22 protein-coding genes are annotated in these 21,968 nt (G+C 67.3%); 17 read left to right on the top strand and 5 right to left on the bottom strand.

Annotated elements, in window-relative coordinates; genetic code table 11:
- Nucleotides 1–3 precede the first annotated feature (3 nt).
- The 7 genes from ruvX (at nt 4) to E3O57_RS08905 (ending at nt 7,322) form a co-directional block, all read left to right on the top strand.
- Complete coding sequence (ruvX, locus tag E3O57_RS08935; RefSeq protein ID WP_174776232.1) at nt 4–471, top strand: Holliday junction resolvase RuvX; 468 nt, start codon at nt 4–6, stop codon at nt 469–471.
- A gap of 2 nt (nt 472–473) precedes the next feature.
- A complete protein-coding gene (mltG, locus tag E3O57_RS08930) occupies nt 474–1,991 on the top strand; it encodes an endolytic transglycosylase MltG (protein ID WP_241990357.1) in 1,518 nt (505 codons plus the stop codon).
- On the top strand, nt 1,969–2,931 hold the full coding sequence (locus tag E3O57_RS08925) for a shikimate dehydrogenase (RefSeq protein WP_241990356.1): 963 nt from the start codon (nt 1,969–1,971) through the stop codon (nt 2,929–2,931). Before mltG ends, E3O57_RS08925 begins: the two co-directional genes overlap by 23 nt.
- A 5-nt stretch (nt 2,932–2,936) precedes the next feature.
- The gene (aroC, locus tag E3O57_RS08920; RefSeq protein WP_088456302.1) at nt 2,937–4,145 is read left to right on the top strand and encodes a chorismate synthase; all 1,209 of its coding nucleotides are present in this window, start codon (nt 2,937–2,939) and stop codon (nt 4,143–4,145) included.
- 1 nt (nt 4,146) lies between these two features.
- Nucleotides 4,147–4,773 carry a shikimate kinase gene (locus tag E3O57_RS08915; protein ID WP_240632178.1) on the top strand — a complete coding sequence of 209 codons (627 nt, stop codon included), beginning with the start codon at nt 4,147–4,149 and terminating at the stop codon, nt 4,771–4,773.
- 5 nt (nt 4,774–4,778) lie between these two features.
- Complete coding sequence (gene aroB, locus E3O57_RS08910) at nt 4,779–5,867, top strand: 3-dehydroquinate synthase (protein WP_103479619.1); 1,089 nt, start codon at nt 4,779–4,781, stop codon at nt 5,865–5,867.
- A 129-nt stretch (nt 5,868–5,996) separates the two neighbouring features.
- Entirely contained in the window at nt 5,997–7,322 is a 1,326-nt protein-coding gene (locus E3O57_RS08905) for a transcriptional regulator (RefSeq protein WP_241990355.1), read from the top strand.
- A gap of 15 nt (nt 7,323–7,337) precedes the next feature.
- On the opposite strand, the gene E3O57_RS08900 is transcribed toward E3O57_RS08905, so the two are convergent.
- Nucleotides 7,338–8,012 (bottom strand): DUF6518 family protein, encoded by a 675-nt coding sequence (locus E3O57_RS08900; protein WP_103479516.1) that lies wholly within the window; start codon nt 8,010–8,012, stop codon nt 7,338–7,340.
- Between the two features lie 195 nt (nt 8,013–8,207).
- Here E3O57_RS08900 and E3O57_RS08895 point away from each other — a divergent pair, with 195 nt between their 5' ends.
- Both E3O57_RS08895 and E3O57_RS08890 read left to right on the top strand, forming a co-directional pair.
- Nucleotides 8,208–9,731 carry an aldehyde dehydrogenase family protein gene (locus tag E3O57_RS08895; RefSeq protein ID WP_088456300.1) on the top strand — a complete coding sequence of 508 codons (1,524 nt, stop codon included), beginning with the start codon at nt 8,208–8,210 and terminating at the stop codon, nt 9,729–9,731.
- A gap of 104 nt (nt 9,732–9,835) precedes the next feature.
- Nucleotides 9,836–10,282, top strand: coding sequence for a DUF779 domain-containing protein (locus tag E3O57_RS08890; RefSeq protein ID WP_103479515.1), 447 nt, complete (start codon nt 9,836–9,838; stop codon nt 10,280–10,282).
- Between the two features lie 33 nt (nt 10,283–10,315).
- Here E3O57_RS08890 and E3O57_RS08885 read toward each other — a convergent pair whose 3' ends face one another.
- Nucleotides 10,316–10,915, bottom strand: a complete 600-nt coding sequence (locus E3O57_RS08885; RefSeq protein WP_133159790.1) for a hypothetical protein — start codon at nt 10,913–10,915, stop codon at nt 10,316–10,318.
- 78 nt (nt 10,916–10,993) lie between these two features.
- Complete coding sequence (locus E3O57_RS08880) at nt 10,994–11,785, bottom strand: GntR family transcriptional regulator (protein ID WP_194088219.1); 792 nt, start codon at nt 11,783–11,785, stop codon at nt 10,994–10,996.
- A 157-nt stretch (nt 11,786–11,942) separates the two neighbouring features.
- Between E3O57_RS08880 and deoD the strand changes: the two genes are divergently transcribed.
- The 8 genes from deoD to E3O57_RS08840 all read left to right on the top strand — a co-directional run bounded on the left by deoD (nt 11,943) and on the right by E3O57_RS08840 (nt 19,083).
- Nucleotides 11,943–12,662, top strand: a complete 720-nt coding sequence (gene deoD, locus E3O57_RS08875; RefSeq protein WP_103459844.1) for a purine-nucleoside phosphorylase — start codon at nt 11,943–11,945, stop codon at nt 12,660–12,662.
- Nucleotides 12,662–14,077 carry an MFS transporter gene (locus E3O57_RS08870; RefSeq protein ID WP_103459843.1) on the top strand — a complete coding sequence of 472 codons (1,416 nt, stop codon included), beginning with the start codon at nt 12,662–12,664 and terminating at the stop codon, nt 14,075–14,077. Before deoD ends, E3O57_RS08870 begins: the two co-directional genes overlap by 1 nt.
- A 308-nt stretch (nt 14,078–14,385) precedes the next feature.
- Nucleotides 14,386–15,954: a murein biosynthesis integral membrane protein MurJ gene (gene murJ / locus E3O57_RS08865; RefSeq protein ID WP_165787954.1), complete on the top strand. Its 1,569-nt coding sequence runs from the start codon at nt 14,386–14,388 to the stop codon at nt 15,952–15,954.
- A gap of 80 nt (nt 15,955–16,034) precedes the next feature.
- Nucleotides 16,035–16,439, top strand: coding sequence for a GNAT family N-acetyltransferase (locus E3O57_RS08860; protein WP_241990354.1), 405 nt, complete (start codon nt 16,035–16,037; stop codon nt 16,437–16,439).
- Nucleotides 16,440–16,470: 31 nt separating this feature from the next.
- The gene (gene aroQ / locus E3O57_RS08855; protein ID WP_088456292.1) at nt 16,471–16,908 is read left to right on the top strand and encodes a type II 3-dehydroquinate dehydratase; all 438 of its coding nucleotides are present in this window, start codon (nt 16,471–16,473) and stop codon (nt 16,906–16,908) included.
- Nucleotides 16,909–17,022: 114 nt separating this feature from the next.
- The gene (gene efp / locus E3O57_RS08850) at nt 17,023–17,583 is read left to right on the top strand and encodes an elongation factor P (protein WP_088456291.1); all 561 of its coding nucleotides are present in this window, start codon (nt 17,023–17,025) and stop codon (nt 17,581–17,583) included.
- Nucleotides 17,583–18,002, top strand: a complete 420-nt coding sequence (gene nusB, locus E3O57_RS08845) for a transcription antitermination factor NusB (protein WP_088456290.1) — start codon at nt 17,583–17,585, stop codon at nt 18,000–18,002. The genes efp and nusB overlap by 1 nt, the downstream gene beginning before the upstream one ends.
- A gap of 82 nt (nt 18,003–18,084) precedes the next feature.
- Nucleotides 18,085–19,083, top strand: coding sequence for a DUF4190 domain-containing protein (locus E3O57_RS08840; protein ID WP_103479511.1), 999 nt, complete (start codon nt 18,085–18,087; stop codon nt 19,081–19,083).
- A gap of 8 nt (nt 19,084–19,091) precedes the next feature.
- On the opposite strand, the gene E3O57_RS08835 is transcribed toward E3O57_RS08840, so the two are convergent.
- The gene (locus tag E3O57_RS08835) at nt 19,092–20,183 is read right to left on the bottom strand and encodes a hypothetical protein (RefSeq protein WP_103479510.1); all 1,092 of its coding nucleotides are present in this window, start codon (nt 20,181–20,183) and stop codon (nt 19,092–19,094) included.
- 142 nt (nt 20,184–20,325) lie between these two features.
- On the bottom strand, nt 20,326–21,951 hold the full coding sequence (locus E3O57_RS08830) for an HNH endonuclease signature motif containing protein (RefSeq protein WP_134456584.1): 1,626 nt from the start codon (nt 21,949–21,951) through the stop codon (nt 20,326–20,328).
- Between the last annotated feature and the right edge of the window lie 17 nt (nt 21,952–21,968).

Raw genomic sequence — 21,968 nt, 5'->3', positions numbered from 1 at the left:
CCCATGCGATCGGGCGTGCGGGTGGGAATCGATGTCGGCACTGTGCGGATCGGCGTTGCCCGCAGCGACTTCCACGGCATGCTCGCCACCCCGGTGGAGACCGTGCCACGGGACAAGAACGCTGCCGACCTCGGCAGGATCGCCGGGATCGTCACCGAGCTGGATGCCGTCGAAGTGATCGTCGGGTTGCCCCTGGCGCTGTCCGGGCGGCACACCGCGTCGACCGACGATGCCGTCTCCTTCGCCGAAACCCTCGCCGCGACGGTGTCGGTGCCGGTTCGGCTCGTCGACGAGCGACTGTCGACGGTGTCGGCTCAGGCCGCCCTGCGAACCGTCGGCCGCAGCACCCGCACGCAGCGTCCAGTGGTCGATCAGGTGGCCGCGACTATTATTCTGCAGCATGCGCTCGATACCGAACGTGCCTCGGGCAAACCAGCCGGCACGTCCGTTGACCTGACCGGAAGGCCGTAACCGTGGCGAAAAGTCCGCCGGAAAACCCCGACCCGAACCCTTCGGGCGGCACTGGCGACACGCCGCTGCCCTCCCGCCGGGCCCTGCGGGAAGCCCAGGCGGCCCGCGAGGCCCAGGCGGCGCAGAAGGCTGCGGGCCCGGCTGCTTCTGAACCGGCAGCTTCTGAACCGGCAGCTTCTGAACCGGCAGCGCCGCCGGCACCTCTGTCGTATTGGACCGCACCCGTACAGCCCGACCCGGACGAGCAGCCTGCCCCAGAGGAGCCCGCCGCGGTGAGCACCAGCGACCACAATCCCTTCGCGGGGCTCGGGTTCGGCACTGCGCCCGACCCGGCCCCCGCATCCGACGGTCAGCTGACGGGTGCCCCGGATGTCCCGGCGCAGGCCGGACGCCCCGGCTCCCGCGCGAATCGACGCGCCCGGCTTGCCGACCACCCGACCCTGGTGGAGAAGAAGTCGCGCAAGGGTGGCTGGGGCTGCCTGGTCGTCATCCTCGTCCTCGTCGCTCTGATGGGCGCCGCTGCCCTGGCCCTGCAGGGGCCCATCAGCCAGCTCGTCGCCGCCACGCAGGCTCCCGAGGACTATGAGGGCTCCGGCAGTGGTGAGGTGCTCGTCATGATCCACGACGGCGACACCGGTTCCGATATCGCCAACACCCTGGTGGACCAGGATGTGGTGAAGAGCTATGACGCCTTCTACGACCTGTTGCTCGCCCAGTCGACCGACCCGGTCTTCCAGCCCGGCGCCTACCAGCTGGCCTCGCAGATGAGCGCCCAGGCCGCACTCGAGGCCCTGCAGGACCCGGACAGCCGCCAGGATCTCACCGTGGTGATCCCCGAGGGAACCGCTGCCGTCGACGTGCTCACCTCGATGTCAGAGGGTACCGACATCCCCCTCGAGGACCTGCAGGCAGCGGCCGCCGACCTGTCCGGGTTCGGGCTCCCTGCCGAGGCCACCAGCCTCGAGGGCTTCCTCTTTCCGGCCACGTACACATTCCAGCCGGCGACGAGCGCCCACGACGCACTCAAGACCCTCGTCGACCGCCAGTTCGAGGCCCTCGACACTGCCGGAGTCGCCCCGGCCGATCGGTGGAAGACCATCGTGATGGCGTCGCTGATCCAGCGTGAGGCCGGTCTGAAGGACGACTACTACAAGGTCGCCCGGGTGTTCTACAACCGGCTCGACCCTGCGCAGTGGGACACCGGGCTGCTGCAGTCCGATGCCACCGTCGCCTACGGCACCGGAAAGACGCACCTGGTCACGACGACCGACGCCGAGCGGGCGGACGTAGACAACGCCTACAACACCTACGTGCATCCCGGTCTGCCGGTCGGACCGATCAGCAATCCCGGCGACCTGGCCATTGATGCGGCCCTGCACCCCGCAGACGGAACCTGGCTATTCTTCGTGACGTGGAACCTGGATACCGGAGAGACCATCTTCTCAACGACCGTGGACGAACACGACGCCGGCGTCGCCAAGTGGCTGGACTGGATGGATGAGCACCCCGAATATGGTTGATCCGACGCAAGCCTCAGTCAGCACGCCGCCGCGGCGCCGGTTGGCGGTGCTCGGTTCGCCCATCGCGCACTCACTGTCGCCGGCCCTGCACGCTGCCGCCTATCGGGTGCTCGGCCTGAACTGGGAATACACGGCGGTGCAGATCGGCGAGGGTGAGCTCGACGGCTTCGTGGACGGCCTCACCCCGGAGTGGCTGGGGCTGTCCTTGACCATGCCGCTCAAGCACGAGATCCAGCCGCGCCTGGACACCCTGGACCGTGTCGCGACCCTGACCGGAGCCGTGAACACTGTGCGCTTCGGCGACGCACCGGTGGGGGAGGGCGACGACAGCACGACGGAGACCGCGCCACGGCCGTTCGTCGGCTACAACACCGACGTAGCCGGGCTCGTGCGTGCCCTGGCCGAGGCCGGCATGGACCGGGCCAACCACGTCACCCTGATCGGTGCCGGCGCGACCGCAGCATCCGCCCTCGTCACCGCCGCCGAACTCGGCGCCGAAACCGTGCAGATCATCGCCCGCACGCGGGGCCGAGCCGACCCGCTCCTGGACCTCGGCCGCAAGCTCGGGCTCGTCGTCGCGGTAGCGGGCCTTCCGGCCATGGCCGCCGCCGACCGCGTCAGTGACCTGGTGATCAGCACGATGCCCGGCGATGCCGCACTGCAGTACGAGTTCCCGGCGGCGTTGCGGGCCAACACCCTGCTCTTCGACGTGGGCTACGCGCCCTGGCCCACAGCCCTGGCCCGGTCCTGGGCGGCTGCCGGCGGCCGGGCCCTGTCCGGCCGCACGATGCTGCTGCACCAGGCCGTCGTGCAGATCCGGATCTTCCTGGCCAACGACCCTTTCCTGCCCCTCCCCGACGAAGAGGCCGTGCTGGAGGCCATGCGTGCCGCACTGGACGCCGCCGACGGGACGGCGCCCGGCCGCGCTGTGGAAGGATAGGGAGCATGCTTCGTTGGCTCACCGCCGGAGAGTCTCACGGCCCCGAACTCCTCGCCATTGTCGAGGGTTTGCCCGCTGGGATCCCGGTCACACTAGATGCGATCCGTCTCGACCTTGCGCGCCGCAAACTCGGCTATGGCCGGGGTGCCCGCATGAAGTTCGAACAGGACGAACTGAACATCTCCGGTGGCGTCCGCCACGGTCTCACCCTCGGCGGCCCGGTGGCGCTGCGGATCGGGAACACCGAATGGCCCAAGTGGGCCGACGTGATGAGCCCGGAACCCGTTGACCCCGCCCTGCTCGCCCGCGGCCGAGGCGCCCCTCTGGTGCGCCCCCGGCCCGGCCACGCCGACCTGGTTGGGATGCAGAAATACGACTTCGACGAGGCCCGTCCGGTGCTCGAGCGCGCCAGCGCCCGGGAGACGGCCGCCCGCGTGGCCCTCGGCGCCGTCGCCCGTGCCTTCCTCGCCGGCCTCGGTATCGAGTTGGTCAGCCACACCCTGTCCATCGGCCCGGTTCGTGTGCCCGAGGGATCCGCGCTGCCCCGTCCCGGTGATGTCGATACCCTCGACGCCGACCCGCTGCGCTGCTTCGACACCGCCACCAGCGCGCTCATGGTCGCCGAGGTGGATGCTGCGCACAAGGACGGCGACACTCTCGGCGGCATCGTCGAGGTCCTTGCCTACAACCTGCCACCCGGTCTGGGGTCGTTCGTGCATTGGGACCGCCGGCTGGACTCCCAGCTCGCCGCCGCGCTGATGGGCATCCAGGCGATCAAGGGCGTCGAGGTCGGTGACGGCTTCCTCACCACCACCCGCCGCGGTTCGGACGCACACGACGAACTGGTTCAGGTCGATGACCAGATCCTGCGCGCCAGCGACAAGGCCGGCGGCACCGAGGGCGGCATGAGCACCGGAACCGTGCTGCGCGTACGGGCCGGTATGAAGCCCATCGCCACGATCCCGCGCGCGCTCCGCACCGTTGACATCACCACGAGCGAAGCCGCACCCGCTCACCACCAGCGCTCCGATGTCTGTGCGGTGCCGGCCGCCGGCGTCGTCGCCGAAGCCATGGTGGCCCTGGTCCTGGCCAACTCGGTGCTGGAGAAGTTCGGCGGTGACTCGTTGGGCGAAACCAAGCGCAACCTGGACTCCTACCTCGCCAACATTCCGGCCAACCTGCGCACCGGGGCGTCCAGCGACGCCACGCTCTAGCGTGCTGTTCCTGAGCCCGGACGCCTCTCGTCCCGCCGACGGCTGGCCGGCCGCACCCGGACCGGCGCCCGACCGGCGCGACGAGGCGTCGCCGGAGGGCGCGGAGCCGCACCGCGACGCGGATGTGCCGCTGTACCCGTTGGTGTTCATCGGGCCGATGGCGTCGGGCAAGTCCAAGATCGGTCGACGGGTCGCGCGCACCCTGCGGGTGCCGTTCCTGGACACCGACAAACTCATCGTCACCGAACACGGCCCGATCACCGAGATCTTCGCCACTCACGGCGAGAGCCACTTCCGGGACCTCGAACGCGCGGCCGTCGCCGACGCGCTACGTCAGAAGCGGGCCGTCGTGTCGCTCGGTGGGGGAGCGGTGCTCGACCCGGCCACCCGGGCGGACCTGCGGCGCGCCACGGTGATCTCCCTGAGCACTACCGCTGAGGCTGTGCGCAACCGCACCAGGAACGCCAAACGTCCGCTCCTGGCCGACGGGCCGGACGCCTGGCAGCGCATCTACGACGAGCGCCGCCCGCTGTACGACGCGCTGGCCAGCATCCACTTCGACACGTCGACCAGGCCGGTCGACGCCATCGCCGCCGACATCGTGAAATGGGTAAGAGAACAATCGTGACCGACATGCAGCCCGAAGAGACCGGCACCACCACCATCACCGTCAGCGGTGTCGACAGCTACCCGGTCCTCATCGGGCGGGGCATCGTGGCCGATGTTGCCGAGCAGCTCGGCGACACCGTGAAGAAGGTGCTCATTGTGCACACCTCGCACCTCGGCGCCCGCGCCGTGGCGCTGCGGGAGAGCCTGCTGGACCGGTACGAGGTCCTCATCGCCGAGGTCCCCGACGCCGAGCCCGCCAAACGGGTTGAGGTCGCCGCGTTCTGCTGGCAGGTGATGGGTCAGGCCGACTTCACCCGCACCGACGCCGTGATCGGCTTCGGCGGTGGCGCTGTGACCGACCTGGCCGGCTTCGTGGCCGCCACCTGGCTGCGCGGCGTCAAGCTGGTGCAGATTCCCACCAGCGTGCTCGGTATGGTCGACGCCGCCGTCGGCGGTAAGAATGGCATCAACACCGCGGAGGGCAAGAACCTCGTCGGCACCTTCTACGCGCCGGCCGCCGTGGTCTGCGACCTCGACATCCTCGCCGACCTGCCCCGCAACGAGATCCTGGCCGGCTTCGCCGAGATCGTGAAGGCCGGGTTCATCCAGATCCCGGAGATCCTCGACATCGTCGAAGCGGATGTCACCCGGGTCACCGACCCGATCACGCCAGAGTTCCGCCGGGTGCTCGAGCTCTCCATCGCCATGAAGGCCCGCGTCGTCGGCGCGGATTTCAAGGAGGCGGGCCTCCGCGAAATCCTCAACTACGGGCACACTCTCGGCCACGCCGTCGAGCACGCCGAACGCTACGGCTGGCGCCACGGCGCAGCTGTCGCCGTCGGCATGATGTTCGCCGCCGAACTTGCCAGGCTCAGCGGACGGCTCTCCGACGAGGCCGTCGACCGGCACCGCCGGATCCTGGAGTCGCTCACCCTGCCGACGACCTACCCGGTAGGCCGCTGGTCCACCCTGCTGGCCACCATGCAGCGGGACAAGAAGACCCGCAGCGGAATGTTGCGCTTCATCGTGCTCGACGACATCGGCAAGCCCACGGTGCTCGAGGGCCCGGATGTGTCGCTGCTATTCGCGGCGTACCAGGAGATCGGCTCCTAACACCCCTTTTTCGCGGTCTGTGCCTAGAATGAAGCACCCGACCGGCCGCTCTGCGCAGGTCGCCTACGACCAGCGTTGATCGGAGGTGTTGTGAGCAGTCCGTGGACGATAACTCCTACCGATTCACCTGTGGGGACGTTTTCCCGGCAGGAAAGACTGCATGAGGCCGCCATCGGGGACCGCACCGATCTGCGCTCCGGTGCCGTGCAGGCCGGCGTGCGCCGACTCGTGCGGGAATCCTGGCAACGGTCTCTGTCACTCCGCCTAGACCCGCTGACGGCGCAGGCGGCACCAACTCTCGCCGCCGACGAGCTCAACCGGCTGAGGGCCCGCAATCCGCTGGCCGGGGTGCTGCCGGTGATCAACACCCTGTTGGTGCGGCACGCCGCCGAATTCGGGCTGATCGTGGCGGTGGCCGATGAGACCGGCCGGCTGCTCTGGATCGACGGTGACAGCTCGGTGCGCACCCGTGCCGAGGACATGCACTTCGTCGTCGGCGCCGACTGGTCTGAGGCCCGGGTCGGCACCAGCGCACCCGGCACCGCCCTGGCTCTGAACCACGGCATCCAGATCCAGCGCGCCGAACACTTCAGTCAGCTCGCCCACCCGTTCAGCTGCACCGCCGTGCCCATCCACGACCCGGTCACCGGTGCGGTGCTCGGCGTCATCGATATCACTGGGGGAGACGCCGCCGTTGCCCCGCAGACCCTGCCGCTTGTGGAGGCCGCCGTCGCGGCGCTCGAGGCGGAGTTGCGCATCCAGAGCCTCAGCGCCCCACGGCCGGCACCGGCGCGGCCTTCGGGCTTTACCGCCCCCGGCATTCTGCTGACCGTTCTGGGTACCGAACACGGCGCCCTGCACGGGGCTCCCAGCACTGATCGGCACAGCACTGATCGGCACAGCACTGATCGGCACAGCGTCGGCCTCAGTCCCCGGCACGCCGAGATCCTGCTCCTGCTCGCCTGGCACCGGCAGGGCCTGTCCGCCGACAGGCTCGCAAGCCTCCTCAGCGACGAGCAACCGCACGCCGTCGAGAACCTCCGCGCCGAGATGGTGCGGCTGCGCCGGGCGCTGGCGGTCAGCCATCCGCAGCTGCGGATCGGCTCCCGCCCCTACCGTCTGGAGACCGACGTCGACACGGATGCGGGCCGGGTCCTGCGCCTCCTCGGCCGCGGTGCCCACCGAATGGCCCTCGCCGCCTATCGCGGCACCGTGCTGCCTGGCTCCGCAGCGCCCGGCGTCGCAGAGATCCGCGCAGAGGTGAGCCAGCGCCTGCGCCAGACGCTGCTCAGCGATGCCTCGGTGGAGGTGTTGCTCGACTACGCCGGCACCGAGGAGGCCGCCTGGGACTCCGAGGTATGGCGGGCCTGCCTTCAGCTGCTGCCCGCCCGGTCACCACAGCGAGCCGCAGTGGTGGCGAGCCTCGCCCGCATCGAGGCCGAGCTCAGCGCGTAGTCGACGAGCCCGGGTTCAATTCAGGACGAAGACGAGCACATACACGAAGGCGAGAGTCCCCACCAGCCACACGCTGACCACCAACGAGATGGAGCGGGGCGCGAGCCGGCGGTGCAGGACGGCCGCGAGCAGAAAGATTGCTGACAGCACGATCTCGAGCGTCCAATAGACCGGGCTGGTGGTGTCTGTGATGGTGTTGAGCGCCCAGATGCCCTCACCCAGCAGAACAGCGCTCAGCGGCGTGACCGCCAGCGCACCCCACAGTGGAGGGGCGTAGCGTGCGAGGCCGGCGGCAACGCCCAGCAGCGGTCCGGTGACGACGCCCACCAGGGTCCAGATCGAGGTGAACGGATCGCCGTCATCGAACCCTCGCCACTCGGATACGACGCTGTAGGACTCGACGAGAAGCTGGAAGACCACGATGCCGAGGACTCCCGCAAGCAACGGCCGGGCACGGCCGAGCCAGACGATCAGGAAGGCGAACATCGTCCAGCCGCCGGCGGAGTTGCCCAGCGAATTGACCCAGGGCGGCAGGTACTGCTGGGCGACACTGGTCAGCCCGCCGATCAGCACCGCTCCGCCGACCGCCACGACCGTCGCCCGCACCGCCGACGACCGGGTGTCGGCGTGCCACCAGCCGCTGCGCGCGGGCGGCGGCTCGACGACGCGAGAACTTTTCAGGGTTTCCATGTCGTCCACGCTAGGCAAGCCGGTCCGGCCAGGCATCCACCCAGAGACTGACCGGGGAATACCGGAGGATGACCTCGGTCGGGCCACCGGACCGGGAGGCCACCGCAATGTTTCGCAACCTCCGTGTTCCTAGGCTCACCCCATGGACCGCGAGAACGCGGACTCCATCGACAGAGCCGTCGAACAAGGAGTGAAATGACCGTTTACGCCGCCCCAGGCACACCGGATGCGAAAGTCACCTTCAAGCCCCGCTACGAGAACTGGATCGGAGGCGAATGGGTGCCGCCAGTGAAGGGCCAATACTTCGAAGACATCTCCCCGGTCAACGGCAAACCGTTCACCGAGGTCGCCCGCAGTACCCACGAAGACATCGACCTGGCCCTCGACGCCGCCCACAAGGCCGCACCGGCCTGGGGCAAGACCACGGCCACGCACCGCGCCGCCGTGCTCAACAAGATCGCGGATGTCATCGACGCGAACCGCGAACTGCTCGCGGTTGCCGAGACCTGGGACAACGGCAAGCCCATCCGGGAGCCGCTGAACGCCGACCTGCCACTGGCTGCCGACCACTTCAGGTACTTCGCCTCCGCTATCCGCGCCCAGGACGGCGACCACGCCGAGCTCGACAACGACACCATGTCGTACCAGTTCCACGAACCGCTGGGCGTGGTCGGCCAGATCATCCCGTGGAACTTCCCGATCCTGATGGCGGTGTGGAAGCTGGCACCGGCTCTCGCTGCCGGGAACGCGGTCGTGCTCAAGCCCGCGGAGCAGACCCCCGCATCGATCCTGGTGCTGATCGAACTGATCGGCGACATCCTGCCTCCGGGGGTGCTCAACATCGTCAACGGCTTCGGCATCGAAGCGGGCAAGCCGCTCGCATCCTCGAACCGTATCCGCAAGATCGCGTTCACCGGCGAGACCACGACGGGACGGCTGATCCTGCAGTACGCCAGCGCCAACATCATCCCGTCCACCGTTGAGCTGGGCGGCAAGAGCGCCAACATCTTCTTTGACGATGTGGCGCAGAAGGACGACAGCTACTACGACAAGGCACAGGAAGGTTTTGTGCTGTTCGCCTTCAACCAGGGCGAGGTGTGCACCTGCCCCAGCCGCGCGCTGTTGCACAAGCCCATCTACGACAGCTTCCTCGGCGGCGCCATCGAGCGCACCAAGCTGGCCAAGCAGGGCAACCCGCTCGACACCGACACCCAGGTGGGCGCCCAGGCCAGCAATGACCAGCTCGAGAAGATCCTCTCGTACATCGATATCGGGAAGAAGGAGGGCGCCAAGCTCCTGCTCGGCGGCGAGCAGGCCGACCTCGGCGGGGACCTCAGCGGCGGCTACTACGTGCAGCCGACCATCTTCGAGGGCCAGAACAAGATGCGCATCTTCCAGGAGGAGATCTTCGGACCCGTCGTGGCGGTGACCAGCTTCGACGACTACGACGACGCCATCTCGATCGCCAACGACACCCTGTACGGCCTCGGGGCCGGGGTGTGGTCGCGGAACGGCACCACGGCCTACCGCGCGGGGCGGGACCTGCACGCCGGTCGCGTGTGGGTGAACAACTACCACAACTACCCGGCTGGAGCCGCTTTCGGCGGCTACAAGAGCTCGGGTATCGGCCGGGAGAACAACAAGCTGGCGCTCGGCCACTACCAGCAGACCAAAAACCTGCTGGTGTCGTACTCCGAAGACGCGTTGGGCTTCTTCTAACCGCGAACAGGAGGTGCCGGCCGGGGCGGTTACCCGAAAACTGCCCCGGCCGGCACCGCCTCCCACAAACGCCCGTAGCGCTCCACCCGCAGTTGGAGGAACCCATGACCGACCTCATCACGCCAGTCCCGGATGCGCCCTTCGCGCCCGCGGTCGAAGCGTCCATCACCATCCCGGGGGAGACCCGGTCCAGGGTGGCGCTGGCGCAGGCCACCGTCGACCTGTTGCGAAGCCTCTGGGAGGAGCACGGGCCGCTGATGTTCCACCAGTCCGGCGGCTGCTGCGACGGCAGTTCGCCGATGTGCTTTCCGGCGGGGGAGTTCATCACCTCCGACCAAGACGTGCTGCTCGGCCGGCTCGACATCGCGCCGGCGGGAGAGCCCGAACAGGTGATCGACTTCTGGATCTCCGCCGAACAGTTCGAGTACTGGAGTCACACCGCCCTGCTCATCGACACCGTCAAGGGTCGCGGCGGTGGCTTCTCGGCCGAGGCTCCACGCGGCGTGCGCTTCATCATCCGCTCGGAGTTGATGGATTCGTTCACCGGGTAGGGAACAAATTTGGCGATGTCGGAGTGCCGGGGGTCAGACGAAGGTGCGCAGTGCCCGCTGGTAACCGTCACTGTCCTCTCTGGTCGTGTTGGTCAGGAGAAGGCCGGTCCGGCCGACTGTTCGCGTGAACTCGCCCCGGCAGGGGATGCTGACGATCTTCGTCAGGCCCGCCTGCCAGGCGCGGATGAGCCCGGGGAGGCTGCGCCGCTCGGGGCTGTCCTCAAGTTTGGCCGGCAATGCCATTAGCTGGGTGTGTGCGGCCGCGTCCGACCACGTTCGGTACGACGCGCTGTTGAATGCCGTGTCGCCAAAAAGGTCGCGCCAGTTCGGGCCGACGATGCGGTGGAGAAGGTCGGCCCGCTCGGTCGATCCGACGACGGTGCGCTGAATCTCCTCGAACACCCCCGGGTCCCTTTCCTCACCCGCATGCGCTGCGGCGGCGTCCCAGACGCGTGGCCAGGCCTCCGCCCAGGCCGCGCGAGTTTCGGCATCGACCGCGGAATCGCGAACCACCAGGGGCGTTTCCGACAGCAGCGGCGGGAGATCATCCCCGCCAGGCTGCAGCTGGTGTGCCTCTCTGACCCAGAGCAGTTCCAGAAGCGAACCAGGTTGATCGTCGACGGTGATGACCATGTCGTGCGGCCACGGCTCGCCCGGTATCGGTTCGCTTGATCGCATGCGTGCCCTCGAATCCTGGACGTGGTTGACGGGTCAGTTCGGGTTGTGCTGCATGACCGACAGCGACCCGTGGCCAGGCGCGATGACACACTTGGCGGCGTACAGCGGCACTCCGCTGTGGTCGGCAGTCTGGGTGAGGATGAGGACCGCCGCTGACGGATCGATGTTCAGCAGCTTCGCCCGCGTGGGGCCGGCGTCGGTGGCGACGATCTGGCACACACCGTTGGTGAAGACGTGACCGTTGGCCTGCATGGAGGCGAGAAGGGTTCGTGGTTGAGCGGCGAGCTCCACGAGTTCGGAGGCGATCCGCGCGCTCACATCACTGAGGTAGCGCCCAGCGGGGAGATGTTCCTGAACCGTTGCAACGGGACGCCCATCGTGCAGCAAGACGCTCTCGCGGATCCAGGCGTTCGCAGCCGGGTCGAGCGCGAGCCGGTGGGACACGAAGTCGGTAGCCCCTTCGAGCTCGAAGCGCACCGGCTGCACGGTAATCGTCATGTTCGGGTCGGCGAGGGCGATCTCGAACGGCCGTAGCTGCTCGAGTCCGCCGTGCGGGATGGACTCGGTGACGAACCGCCCGACACCGCGCCGGGTGACCAGCAACCCGTCTTCCTCGAGGAGCATCAGCGCCTCGCGCACCGGAGTGCGGCTCACCCCGAGCGTTGCCGAGAGTTCGATTTCCCGTGGCAGCATCTCGCCGAGCCTGAACACGCCAGAGCGGATGCCTTCAGCCAGCCGCGTGTAGACCGCAACTCGAATGGGCTGGCCGACGGCGAGCTGGAGCTGCTGCTGCAGGAACGTGTGGGATTCCAGACTGGTCGTCACGAGACCTCCTTGTGTGCCCGACGCTATCACGTTCGACATGTGCCCGCAGAGGTATAACCTCATACTGCAAGTGCAATCCGAGCGTTGTAGTCCACGCGCCGCAGTTCAGGCAATGCCTGAGTTCAGACAATGCCGCAGTTCAGACAATGGAGTCCCCATGAGTACACCCACCACGACCAGCACGCCCCACATCGATCCGAAGGGGGTGGACATTGCCGAGACGATCCTGCTTCCCGGCGACCCGCTGCGAGCCAAGTTCATCGCCGAGACCTACTTGGACGACATCCGTTGTTTCAACGAGGTTCGCAACATGCTGGGTTTCACCGGCACCTACCGCGGGCGCCCCGTGTCCGTCATGGGCACGGGAATGGGCATTCCCTCAATCTCGCTCTACAGCTACGAGCTGATCCACCACTTCGGCGTCAAGAACCTGATCCGGGTGGGTAGCTGCGGCGCCATGCAGGAAGGCATGGAGCTCTACGACGTCGTCATCGCGCAGGGCGCCTCGACCGACTCCAACTACCTGCACCAGTTCAACCTGCCCGGTCAGTGGGCACCACTGTCGTCGTACAGGCTGCTGGAGCAGGCCAAGCGGGCCGCCGACGAGCGCGGCCAACGCACCCACGTTGGCAACGTTCTTTCATCCGACGTGTTCTACGGCGCGGACTCCGACGCCATGGGCAAGTGGATGAAGATGGGCATTCTGGCCGTTGAGATGGAGTCGGCGGGTCTGTTCGCCAACGCCGCGGCCGCGGGCGTCGATGCGTTGGGCATCTTCACCGTCAGCGACCACATCCTCACTCACGCCAAGACCACCCCGGAGGAACGGCAGACCGCCTTCACCTCCATGATCGAGATCGCGCTGGAACTCGCCTGATGAGCACCGCAACCCGCCCCTCCGTTCTCACCCAGGCCGTCAAGCCGAGCCGGGCCATCCCCATCCTGCTGATCCTCTTCGTGTTCTCGCTGGTGCTGGACAACGGCTTCAAATTCATGTCGCCGGCGTTGGCGGATAGTCTCAACCTTCCGGTCACCACCGTCAGCCTGCAGGCCACTCTGGCCGGCATCCTGATCGGTATCGGCGCCGTGGTCTACGCCGCGCTGGCCGACTCGATCAGCATCCGCAAACTCATCATCTTCGCGATCATCTTGATGACCGTCGGGTCGCTCGTCGGCTTCGTCTTCCAGGGCAACTTCTCGATGATCCTGGTCGGTCGGCTGATTCAGAGCGCCGGCCTGGCGGCCGCCGAGACGCTCTACGTGATCTACGTGACCAAGCACTTCAGGGGCGACGAGCAGAAGAAGTATCTGGGCTTCAGCACCGCGGCCTTCCAGTTGTCGCTGCTGATCGGCACCGTTGGAAGTGGCTTCATCGCCACCTACATCGGCTGGGCTGCCTTCTTCCTGGTCGCACTGCTTTCACTGCTTGCCATCCCTGTCGTGTTGCGCACGGTGCCCAAGGAAGCGACGGGCGGCGGCCATGTGGACGTATTCGGCCTGTTCCTGATCGCGGTCTTCGCCACCGGCCTGATCATGTTCATGCAGAACTTCAACCTGTGGTATCTGTTGCCGGTTGTTGCCGGGCTGGCTCTCTTCATCTGGCACATCCGTACCCACGACAACGCCGTGATCACCAGCGCGTTCTTCGCCAACGCTCAGTACTCACTCATGATCATCGTGGTGTTCATCACCTACTCCGTACAGCTGGGCTACACCTTCCTGTTCTCGTTCCTGATCTCCGACGTCTACGGCTACAACCTCGGCGAAGTCGCCCTGCTGCTGATCCCCGGCTACGTCGCCGCCGTGATTGTGGGCACTCTTACCGGCAAGATCGCCAAGTACCTCTCCTCAAAGCAAGCCATCACCATCGCGCTGGTCGCGATCGTCGTGTCACTGCTGATCCCGGCCCTGCTGGTGGATAAGGGAGTCTGGATCTTCGTGATCTCGATGAGCCTGTTCCCGATGGCCTTTGCGCTGATGTACGGCCCGCTCGTGTCGACTGCCATTGAGCGGGTGCCGGTCGCAAACTCCGGTATCGCCATTGGCTTCTACAACCTCACCATCAACATTGCCGTTCCGGTCGGCATCGCCTACACCGCAACGCTGATGAAGCTGCAGCCCAACCTGTTGGGCGGCATCACCGACGGCGCCCAGGCCTCCTCCTACGGATCGGTGTTGTTGATCCTCACGGGAGTCGCTGCCCTCGGCCTCGTGCTGTACCGCGTCTTCATCGTCTTCATCGAGCGCCAGGGCTCCGAGGTGGCCGCGGCGCGGAAGGCTGTGGCGGACTAGGACGTCCGGTGCGGGTCTCGAAGGAGATTTCCGAATACGGAAGGTGCTCGCGTGCCAGCACGGCAGTCAGGATGCGATCGCCGAGGTCCGCGCCAACCGAATAGACGTGGGCCCGGTGGCGGGGGAACAGCCATCGGGTCCACGTCTGCGCCGTGCATGAGCCCAACCTAGTCAGGTGCCCCAGACAGCGGGGAAATGTTGCCTGACCTGTGGGAGTCTTGGCAAATGGGGGATTCTGGATCGGCTGGGTGTCAGTTCGCACTGCGCGGTGCGTGCGTGTGAGCGTGCGGGGCTCGGTCGGATCGATGATGACCGCCACGCTGGTGTCGCGAGCGCTGGGTTTTGTGAAGGCAATTTTCCTGGTGGCTGCCATCGGCGGAACCAGCGCCGGCGTCGGCGGGCAGACCTTCGAGATCGCCAACTCGGCTCCCACCTATCTGTTCGCCCTGATCGCCGGGGGAGTGCTCGGCGCCGTGCTCGTTCCGCAGATCGTCCGGAACCTGAACGCCGGCTCGGTCGGGCAGGACAATACCGACCGGCTCCTGACCATTGTTCTGGTCGGTGGAGCCGTGGCCACGGTCGTCCTTACCCTGTGCGCCCCGGGCATCGTCTGGCTCTACGCGACGACCTGGTCGCCGGAATGGCGAGGACTGGCAACGTCGATGGCGTACTGGTGCCTGCCTCAGATCTTCTTCCTTATCGCCTTCGCCGTTCTGTCGCAGGTCCTCAACGCGCGGGGAGTATTCGGTGCCCCGGCCTGGGCGCCCGCGATCTCGAACCTAGTGGGGATCGGGGGGATCCTGGTGTTCCTCCTCGTTCTGCCGTCCGGATTGGGGGACGTCGGCACGTGGAGTCCATCGATGATCGCGGTCCTCAGCGGTTCCGCCACCCTCGCCATCGCCGTCCAGAGCCTTCTTCTCGCGGTCCCCCTTCGCACCATCGGGTTTCGGCTGCGCCTGCGCTGGGGCGTCAGCGGTCTGGGGGAGATGTCGGCCGTGGCCGGCTGGACGCTCCTGGGCGTGGTTGCCGGCCAGGTCACCTACCTGGTCACCGCCAACGTCGCCAACAACGCCGGCGAGACGCTGCATCGACTGGGCATCGATGGGCCGAGCCTGAACTCGCTGTCACTCGCATACCTCCTGATGCTGCTGCCGCATGGAATCGTCACGGTGTCCCTGACCACCGCTCTGTACACCCGGATGAGCGGGTATGCCGCCCGCCACGACTTCACTGCGACCGAGTCACTCTCGAGCCTGGCCACGAAGCCTGTCGCCTATGTCGCGATCGCCGCGAGCGCCGCGTTCGCCGCGCTGGGACCGCTCATCACCACGGTGCTGTTCGGCAACCCGAGCATCGGACAGGTGCTGCAGGTCCTCTCGATCGGGCTCGTCGGCTTCAGCCAGGCCTACGTGCTCAACCGAACCTCCTTCGCTCTCCAGGACGCCCGCGGCCCGTTCCTCACTCAGCTCGTCATCGCGGTGCTCTCCGCGGCGGGGGCCGCCGCATCCGCGCTGATGCTGCCGCCGACTCTCACCGTGATCGGTATCGCGGCGGGCGTCACTCTCGCCAACTTTGCCGGCTGGTTCACTGCATATCGGGCGCTACAACGAACCTTTCGGCGTCTCGGCCACGTACCCGTTCGGGGACACCGCGCGTCTCTCGGCTACGTCCGGCTGCTCGGCGCGGGGCTCGCGAGTTTCATGGTCGGGTGGACGGCGGTGGCATTCATCGGGATTCCGTCTGATTTCGGTGGCAAAGTCCTCCTCCTGGGCGCCGCCGGAACAGCATCTCTGGGGGTGTTCATCGTGGTCGGTTACGTTTTTGGCGATCGAACCGTGAGCGAACTGCGTCGCCCGACCGGGCGGATGGGTCGATGACTATCCCCGGTGAATCCGTGACGGTTCGCGCTTACGCCCCTCAAGACGCGCCGAGCACTCTCGCCGTCTTTCTGGACGCCGTGACAACAACGGCGTCCCAGCACTACTCGCCCGAACAGATTGCCGCATGGTCCGCGCCCGAGGAGCGCGATGTCGAAGAATGGAACCTTGCCAGGGCCGGGCGAGGAACGGTGGTTGCGGTAGTCGAAGGAGACGTGGCCGGGTTCTCCGACGTCAACGCTGACGGATACATCGACATGATGTTCGTGTCACCTCGGTTCGGCCGACGAGGCGTTGCGAGTGCCCTGCTGGGTGCGATCGAACGCAGAGCGAAATCGCTGACCGCGGCCACGTTGTGGACTAACGCGAGCATCACCGCCCGTCCCTTTTTCGAGCAGCACGGATTCGTCGTCGAGGCGAAGCAGCATCCAGTCAGCCGAGGTGTGTGGATGACCAACTACCGGATGGCCAAACAGCTGTCCTAGCTCTCGACCCGGCCGGGCCTAGGCTGGGTCCATGCGCACAGTCCTCGTTTTGAACGGCCCGAATCTCGGACGCCTCGGCAGCCGGGAGCCTGACGTCTACGGCTCAGCCGACCTCGACGACCTGTGGACGCTGCTCACCGATTCCGCACCGGAGGACGTCACCGTCGATGTGCGTCAGACCGACGACGAGGCCGAGCTCATCCACTGGCTCTACGAAGCCGTGGACACGACAACACCGGTGGTGCTCAACCCTGCCGCGTTCACGCACTACAGCTACGCGCTGCGCGACGCCGCGGCCCTCGTCACCAAGGCCGGCATCCCGCTCGTCGAGGTCCACATCTCCAACCCGCACGCCCGCGAGACCTTCCGCCACACCAGTGTGGTCAGCGCCGTGGCGACCGGAGTCATCGCTGGATTCGGCTTCGACTCCTACCGCCTGGCCCTCGACCACATCGTGCGCCTGGGCTGACCTCCTCCCGAGCGCCTGGGCGCACGGAATCGATCCGCCGCGGCGTGTCGGCTACACTCGTCTGAGACCTTTGGTCGCGCACCTTCCCAATTGAATCGAACGGAACACCTCTTCATGGCATCTACCGCCGACATTAGAAATGGCGTCGTCCTCAACATCGACAAGCAGCTGTGGGCCGTCATCGAATTTCAGCACGTCAAGCCCGGCAAGGGTGGCGCGTTCGTGCGCACCAAGCTGAAGAACGTCGTCACGGGCAAGACCGTCGACCGCACCTTCAACGCCGGCGCCAAGATCGAGACCGAGAACGTCGACCGTCGCGACTTCCAGTACCTTTACGCGGATGGCGAATCGTACGTCTTCATGGACGTCTCGGACTACGACCAGCTCACGGTATCCGCCGCCGTCGTCGGCGATGCCGCCAACTTCATGCTCGAGAACCAGGCCGTGACCGTCGCTCTGCACGACGGCAACCCGCTCTACGTCGAACTGCCGGCATCCGTCGTGCTTGAAATCACCTACACCGAGCCGGGCCTGCAGGGCGACCGCTCCACCGGCGGCACCAAGCCCGCGACCGTCGAGACCGGCTACCAGATCCAGGTGCCGCTGTTCCTCGAGCAGGGCACCAAGGTCAAGGTTGACACCCGCAACGGTGACTACCTCGGCCGCGTCAACTAGTGAGCGCCCGCACCAAGGCGCGCAAGCGCGCCATCGATATCCTGTACGCCGCCGACATCCGTCAGACCACGATCCCGCAGTCGCTGGCCATGGAGGCCGAGCGCGCCGCCAACGAACCGGCCCGCATGGTGTCCTGGCTCTACGCCCGGGACATCGTGGACGGCGTCGTCGACCACCGCGAGGAGATCGACGAATTGATCGAGACGTACTCGCAGGGCTGGACGCTCTCGCGGATGCCCACGATCGACCGGGCCATCCTTCGCATCGGCATTTGGGAGATCCTGTACAACGACGCCGTGCCGCACGCCGTCGCGATCGACGAGGCCGTCGAGGCCGCCAAGGTGCTCTCGACCGATGACTCGGCCGGGTTCGTCAATGGACTCCTCGGGCGCATCGCCCAGACGGCGCCATCCGCCTAAGCCGACCGCATCGTCGGCTTGAGCAGCACGTAGTACCGGTCCCGGGCGCCTCGCTCGGGACCGGATTCATGAGGGGGAGAACATGACGGAACGCACCGACGGGACCACCGACGCAAACACTGGCGAGTACCCCGCCGGTAACCCGGGAGACCAGCCCGCGGCGCCTGCGCCGTTCAAGGCTCCGCCCTCCATCGCGCCCACCACCCCGTACGCCGGACCCGTTGCGCCGCGCACGAACACCCTCGCGATCGTGGCGTTGGTGACCGGATTCTGCTGCAACATCGCAGCCGTGATCACCGGGCACATCGCGCTCAGCCAGATCAAGCGCACCGGCGAGGCCGGCAAGGGTCTCGCCATCGCCGGGCTCGTACTCGGTTACGCGAGCATCGGCCTCACGGCGGTCCTGCTCGTGGTGCTCGTGTTCTTCACGGCGGCGATGGGTGCGTTCGTCACCGCTGTCGCCGGCGCCACCTCGTCGGTGACATCCGAGTCGACTTCGGGGCCGACCGGTCAGATCGGTGCCGCCTACTTCGACGAGGGTTACCTCCTCGTCGGCACCGGAAGCACTGTCGTCGACCTGTACATCGATCCGATGTGCCCGTACTGCGGCCAGTTCGACATCGCCAACGGAGACACCCTGGCTGCCCTGGTCGAGGACGGCAGCATCACCCTGCGACTGCACTCGCTGACCTTCCTCGACGAAGCCTCGCAGGGCAGCGAGTACTCCACGCGGGCGTCCGCCGCGCTGACCTGCGAAGCCTCGATCAACCCCGAGTCCACCCTCGACTACCTGGCCGCGCTGTTCGCGAATCAGCCGACCGAGGGCACCACCGGCCTCAGCGACGATGAACTCGTGGCGTTGTCCGACGGCGGCTCGTCCATCGCCGAGTGCGTCACGGGCGAGCAGTATCACGCCTGGTCGCAGCAGAACACGGATGCCGCGCTGACCGGCCCGATCCCCGGCGCTGAGATCGCGTCGATCCAGGGCACGCCCACCGTCCTGATCGACGGAGTTCAGTACGACGGCCCGATCGGCGACCCGCAGGCTCTCGCCGACGCCATCCTGGGCGTGACCAGCTAGCCTGCCGTTCAGGTGGCCAGGGTGATGCTCGGAACCATACCGGCGATCGACGCCCAGAGCTTCACGTCGTCGCCGGGCTGGGGCCGATAGGGGGTCCCCGACTTGTCGCGGCACTCCAACGAGATCTGCGCCTCCAGGGCCACGCCGATCGCGTAGGTCCTGGACCCGCGCAGCTGGAGGGTCACCGAGAGGTCGGTGAAGGCATGCCGTTGTGAACTGATCGCCGAACCACCCTTGCCGCTCTCGTCGAAAGCAAAGAGGGTCCGAGAGCCGAACGGGCTCAGCAGCTCCCAGGCCCCGGTGATCGGGTCGATCTCCCAACCGGCGACATACGCGGTGCCCCGGTACGAGAAGGCCGCGAACCCGATCGGTCCGGCCGGCAGGAACCACCACCGGCTCTCGGCTACCAGGTCTACCGAGGCCGTGACCGTCACCGACGAGAGGCTGGCCCGGGGCACGAGCGTCACCCCGGTTCCGGCGAACCCGATATCACCGGAGTCCATCGCGGAGGCGTTCACCCAGCTGAACAGTCGTCCGGTCTTCTCCGACGCGTCGCTGCCATCCGGCTGCCCGTCGCGGCCGTTCGCCCACCGATACCGAAAGCGATGATCGTCGGGGGCCGGTGAACTCCAATAGGTGCGATAGTCGGCGTCGGCAGGGATGTAGAGGTTATCCGGCCAGGTCACGACGAAGGGCGCACGCGCACGGAAATAGTTCGCGAACAGGGCCTCACGATATTTCTTCACGCCGACGAGGGTGCGGGCCGCGTCGCCCGTGGTGAGCTCGATCTCATCGTGCACGGCCTCGATCTCGCGTCGCCGCACGAAGCTGATGGGTCCGGCCGGAGCGCCGACCTCCGAGTCGACGTTCGAGGGTTCCCGCGACTCGGACCTGGCCGTCGATGCATGCCCGGTGGCTTCGCGCCGGTTCTGACGGTGGGTGCCGGCAGGTTCAGGTTCGGCGGTTGGGACGTCAGCGGCGGCGTCCACCATCGGGTCGACGGGTACATCGTTCGCCGGGTCGTCAGCCGGAACCGGACGCTGGTCGTCGGGTGGGTCACCGTGCCGATCCTGAGGACGGTCGTTGTCAGCGGGGCTCATCAGATCACCTCCTGGCGCCACGGGCGCGCTGCATCGCAGATCGCGGAGTTGTGTCGCAAGGCAGGCTAGTCACCCCGAGGTGGTTGCGCGAGGTCTGCGACGCATCGAGACATCCGCTTCAACGAGCGCGGGCTTGTGGGCCTTAGAACGGTGGGTTCTCGGGCACCGGTGGGGTCGGCTTCCGACTCGGCCGCTGCCGGGGCATCAGGTAACTCTCGCCGGCGGGCCGCTTCCGGGTTTTCGGCCCCACGACCGGTGGCCGGGGTCGGGGTGGTCCCATCGGGTTGGCCGGGTCGGTGCGGTAGCTGCGTTTGCCGGGCGAGGTCCAGTGCAGGATCCCGCCGGGTTCCTGCGTGACTCGCCACTGGCTGAGGTGTTTGAGGCGGTGGTGGGGTTCGCAGAGGTGGGCGAGGTTGTCGCAGTCGGTGTTGCCGCCGCCGGCCCAGGGGTCGGTGTGGTCGACATCGCTGGTCACCGCGGGTCGGGAGCAGCCCGGGAACTGGCAGGTTTCATCGCGCACCCGCAGGTATTTCTTCATGGCCTTGGTGTTCTTGTGCTGGGTCTTGCCCAGCGAGAGCACCACCCCGGTCTCCGGGTGGGTCAGCAGCCGGGTGAAGCTCGGTGCGTGCCCGGCGATCTCCCGCGCGACCTCCGGCGAGATCGGCCCGTACCCCTCGAGGGTGCCGGGTTCCTCGTCCAAGCCCAGCAGGGTCAGCACGGGCACGGTGACCATCACCGTGCCGCGGATGCCGGCGCCCATCCCGTCGGGCGTGATGCCGTCCAGCAACAGGGCGGCGGTGATGTCGGCGCGGAGCTGGTCGAGGGTGCGGGTCGGGAGCACTTCCGCGGCGTCTGGGCTGAGGCCGAATGCGGTGCCGCTTCCGCTGCCGGCGGTGTCGGACGCGGTGTCGGCCGGCGCCGGGTTGCCGGTCTTCTTCAGCTTCACGGCGATGCCGTTGATCCGGTCATAGGCGGCCTTGGTGTCGTGGGCGGTGCCGTACCAGTGCAACCAGCCCATCCCATCCGGGGCGGCCTCCCAGCGGCTGTGCCGTTCGGCGAGGGCGTTTGTGCTGCGGGTCACGATCGACTCCGGGTGCAGCCGCTCCCGCAACCGGCGGGCCTTATCGATGAACCGGCCCACCGGCAGGCGCTTGGCCTCCGGCAGCACCTTCTCTTCGAACGCCGCCTGGTCCTCCATCGGCAGGGTGCGCATCTGGTCGACGAGCGCGGTCGCGTGTCGATAGCTGATCTCTCCGGTCGAGAGGGCCTCGAAGGTCGCCGGGGCGGCCATGAGCCAGAGGGACTGGTCCATCAGGTGCTCCACGGTGCGTTCGGACAGGCGCAGCAGGCAGGCGGTCTCACTCACAATCGTGCGGCGGGCCACGTCCCGGTCCTCCCACTGGCTATGGGCGGCCGCGCGGGCTTGATCCTCCGTCAGGGTGGCCGCGTTCACGTCGGCCAGCCGGATGCTCTCCGGGTTGCCGTGCAGGCGCGAGGAGACGTGCGGGTCCTCACTCCAGCCCTGCAGGGCGACGAGGAACTCGGCCTGCCGGGCCTGCGCGATGGCGATGGCGCGGGCCTCGGCCGCGATCAGCTCGGTGCGGCGGGCCAGCTCCGAGCAGACCAACTCGTCCAGGGACGGGTTGGAGACGTACGGCTCGAAAGCGGTCGGGTCGACAGGGGAGGGGGCGGAGCCAGGTGGAGCGGACTCCGGAGAGCGGTCGTCATCATCCGGAGCGGGCGGTACTGCCTGGTCGGGGTTACTCATGATGAGATCGTCTCACC

The sequence above is a fragment of the Cryobacterium sp. TMN-39-2 genome (assembly GCF_004402745.1).
GTDB lineage: Bacteria > Actinomycetota > Actinomycetes > Actinomycetales > Microbacteriaceae > Cryobacterium > Cryobacterium zongtaii.
This window is presented reverse-complemented; position numbering and strand designations above follow the sequence as displayed.

What these genes read in the sequence shown, in the direction of transcription:
- ruvX (WP_174776232.1), top strand. Translation starts at nt 4, where the DNA reads ATGCGATCGGGCGTGCGGGTGGGAATCGATGTCGGCACTGTGCGGATC.
- E3O57_RS08925 (WP_241990356.1), top strand. Translation starts at nt 1,969, where the DNA reads ATGAGCACCCCGAATATGGTTGATCCGACGCAAGCCTCAGTCAGCACG.
- aroC (WP_088456302.1), top strand. Translation starts at nt 2,937, where the DNA reads ATGCTTCGTTGGCTCACCGCCGGAGAGTCTCACGGCCCCGAACTCCTC.
- aroB (WP_103479619.1), top strand. Translation starts at nt 4,779, where the DNA reads ATGCAGCCCGAAGAGACCGGCACCACCACCATCACCGTCAGCGGTGTC.
- E3O57_RS08900 (WP_103479516.1), bottom strand. Translation starts at nt 8,012, where the DNA reads ATGGAAACCCTGAAAAGTTCTCGCGTCGTCGAGCCGCCGCCCGCGCGC.
- E3O57_RS08895 (WP_088456300.1), top strand. Translation starts at nt 8,208, where the DNA reads ATGACCGTTTACGCCGCCCCAGGCACACCGGATGCGAAAGTCACCTTC.
- E3O57_RS08890 (WP_103479515.1), top strand. Translation starts at nt 9,836, where the DNA reads ATGACCGACCTCATCACGCCAGTCCCGGATGCGCCCTTCGCGCCCGCG.
- E3O57_RS08885 (WP_133159790.1), bottom strand. Translation starts at nt 10,915, where the DNA reads ATGGTCATCACCGTCGACGATCAACCTGGTTCGCTTCTGGAACTGCTC.
- deoD (WP_103459844.1), top strand. Translation starts at nt 11,943, where the DNA reads ATGAGTACACCCACCACGACCAGCACGCCCCACATCGATCCGAAGGGG.
- E3O57_RS08870 (WP_103459843.1), top strand. Translation starts at nt 12,662, where the DNA reads ATGAGCACCGCAACCCGCCCCTCCGTTCTCACCCAGGCCGTCAAGCCG.
- murJ (WP_165787954.1), top strand. Translation starts at nt 14,386, where the DNA reads ATGACCGCCACGCTGGTGTCGCGAGCGCTGGGTTTTGTGAAGGCAATT.
- aroQ (WP_088456292.1), top strand. Translation starts at nt 16,471, where the DNA reads ATGCGCACAGTCCTCGTTTTGAACGGCCCGAATCTCGGACGCCTCGGC.
- efp (WP_088456291.1), top strand. Translation starts at nt 17,023, where the DNA reads ATGGCATCTACCGCCGACATTAGAAATGGCGTCGTCCTCAACATCGAC.
- E3O57_RS08840 (WP_103479511.1), top strand. Translation starts at nt 18,085, where the DNA reads ATGACGGAACGCACCGACGGGACCACCGACGCAAACACTGGCGAGTAC.
- E3O57_RS08835 (WP_103479510.1), bottom strand. Translation starts at nt 20,183, where the DNA reads ATGAGCCCCGCTGACAACGACCGTCCTCAGGATCGGCACGGTGACCCA.
- E3O57_RS08830 (WP_134456584.1), bottom strand. Translation starts at nt 21,951, where the DNA reads ATGAGTAACCCCGACCAGGCAGTACCGCCCGCTCCGGATGATGACGAC.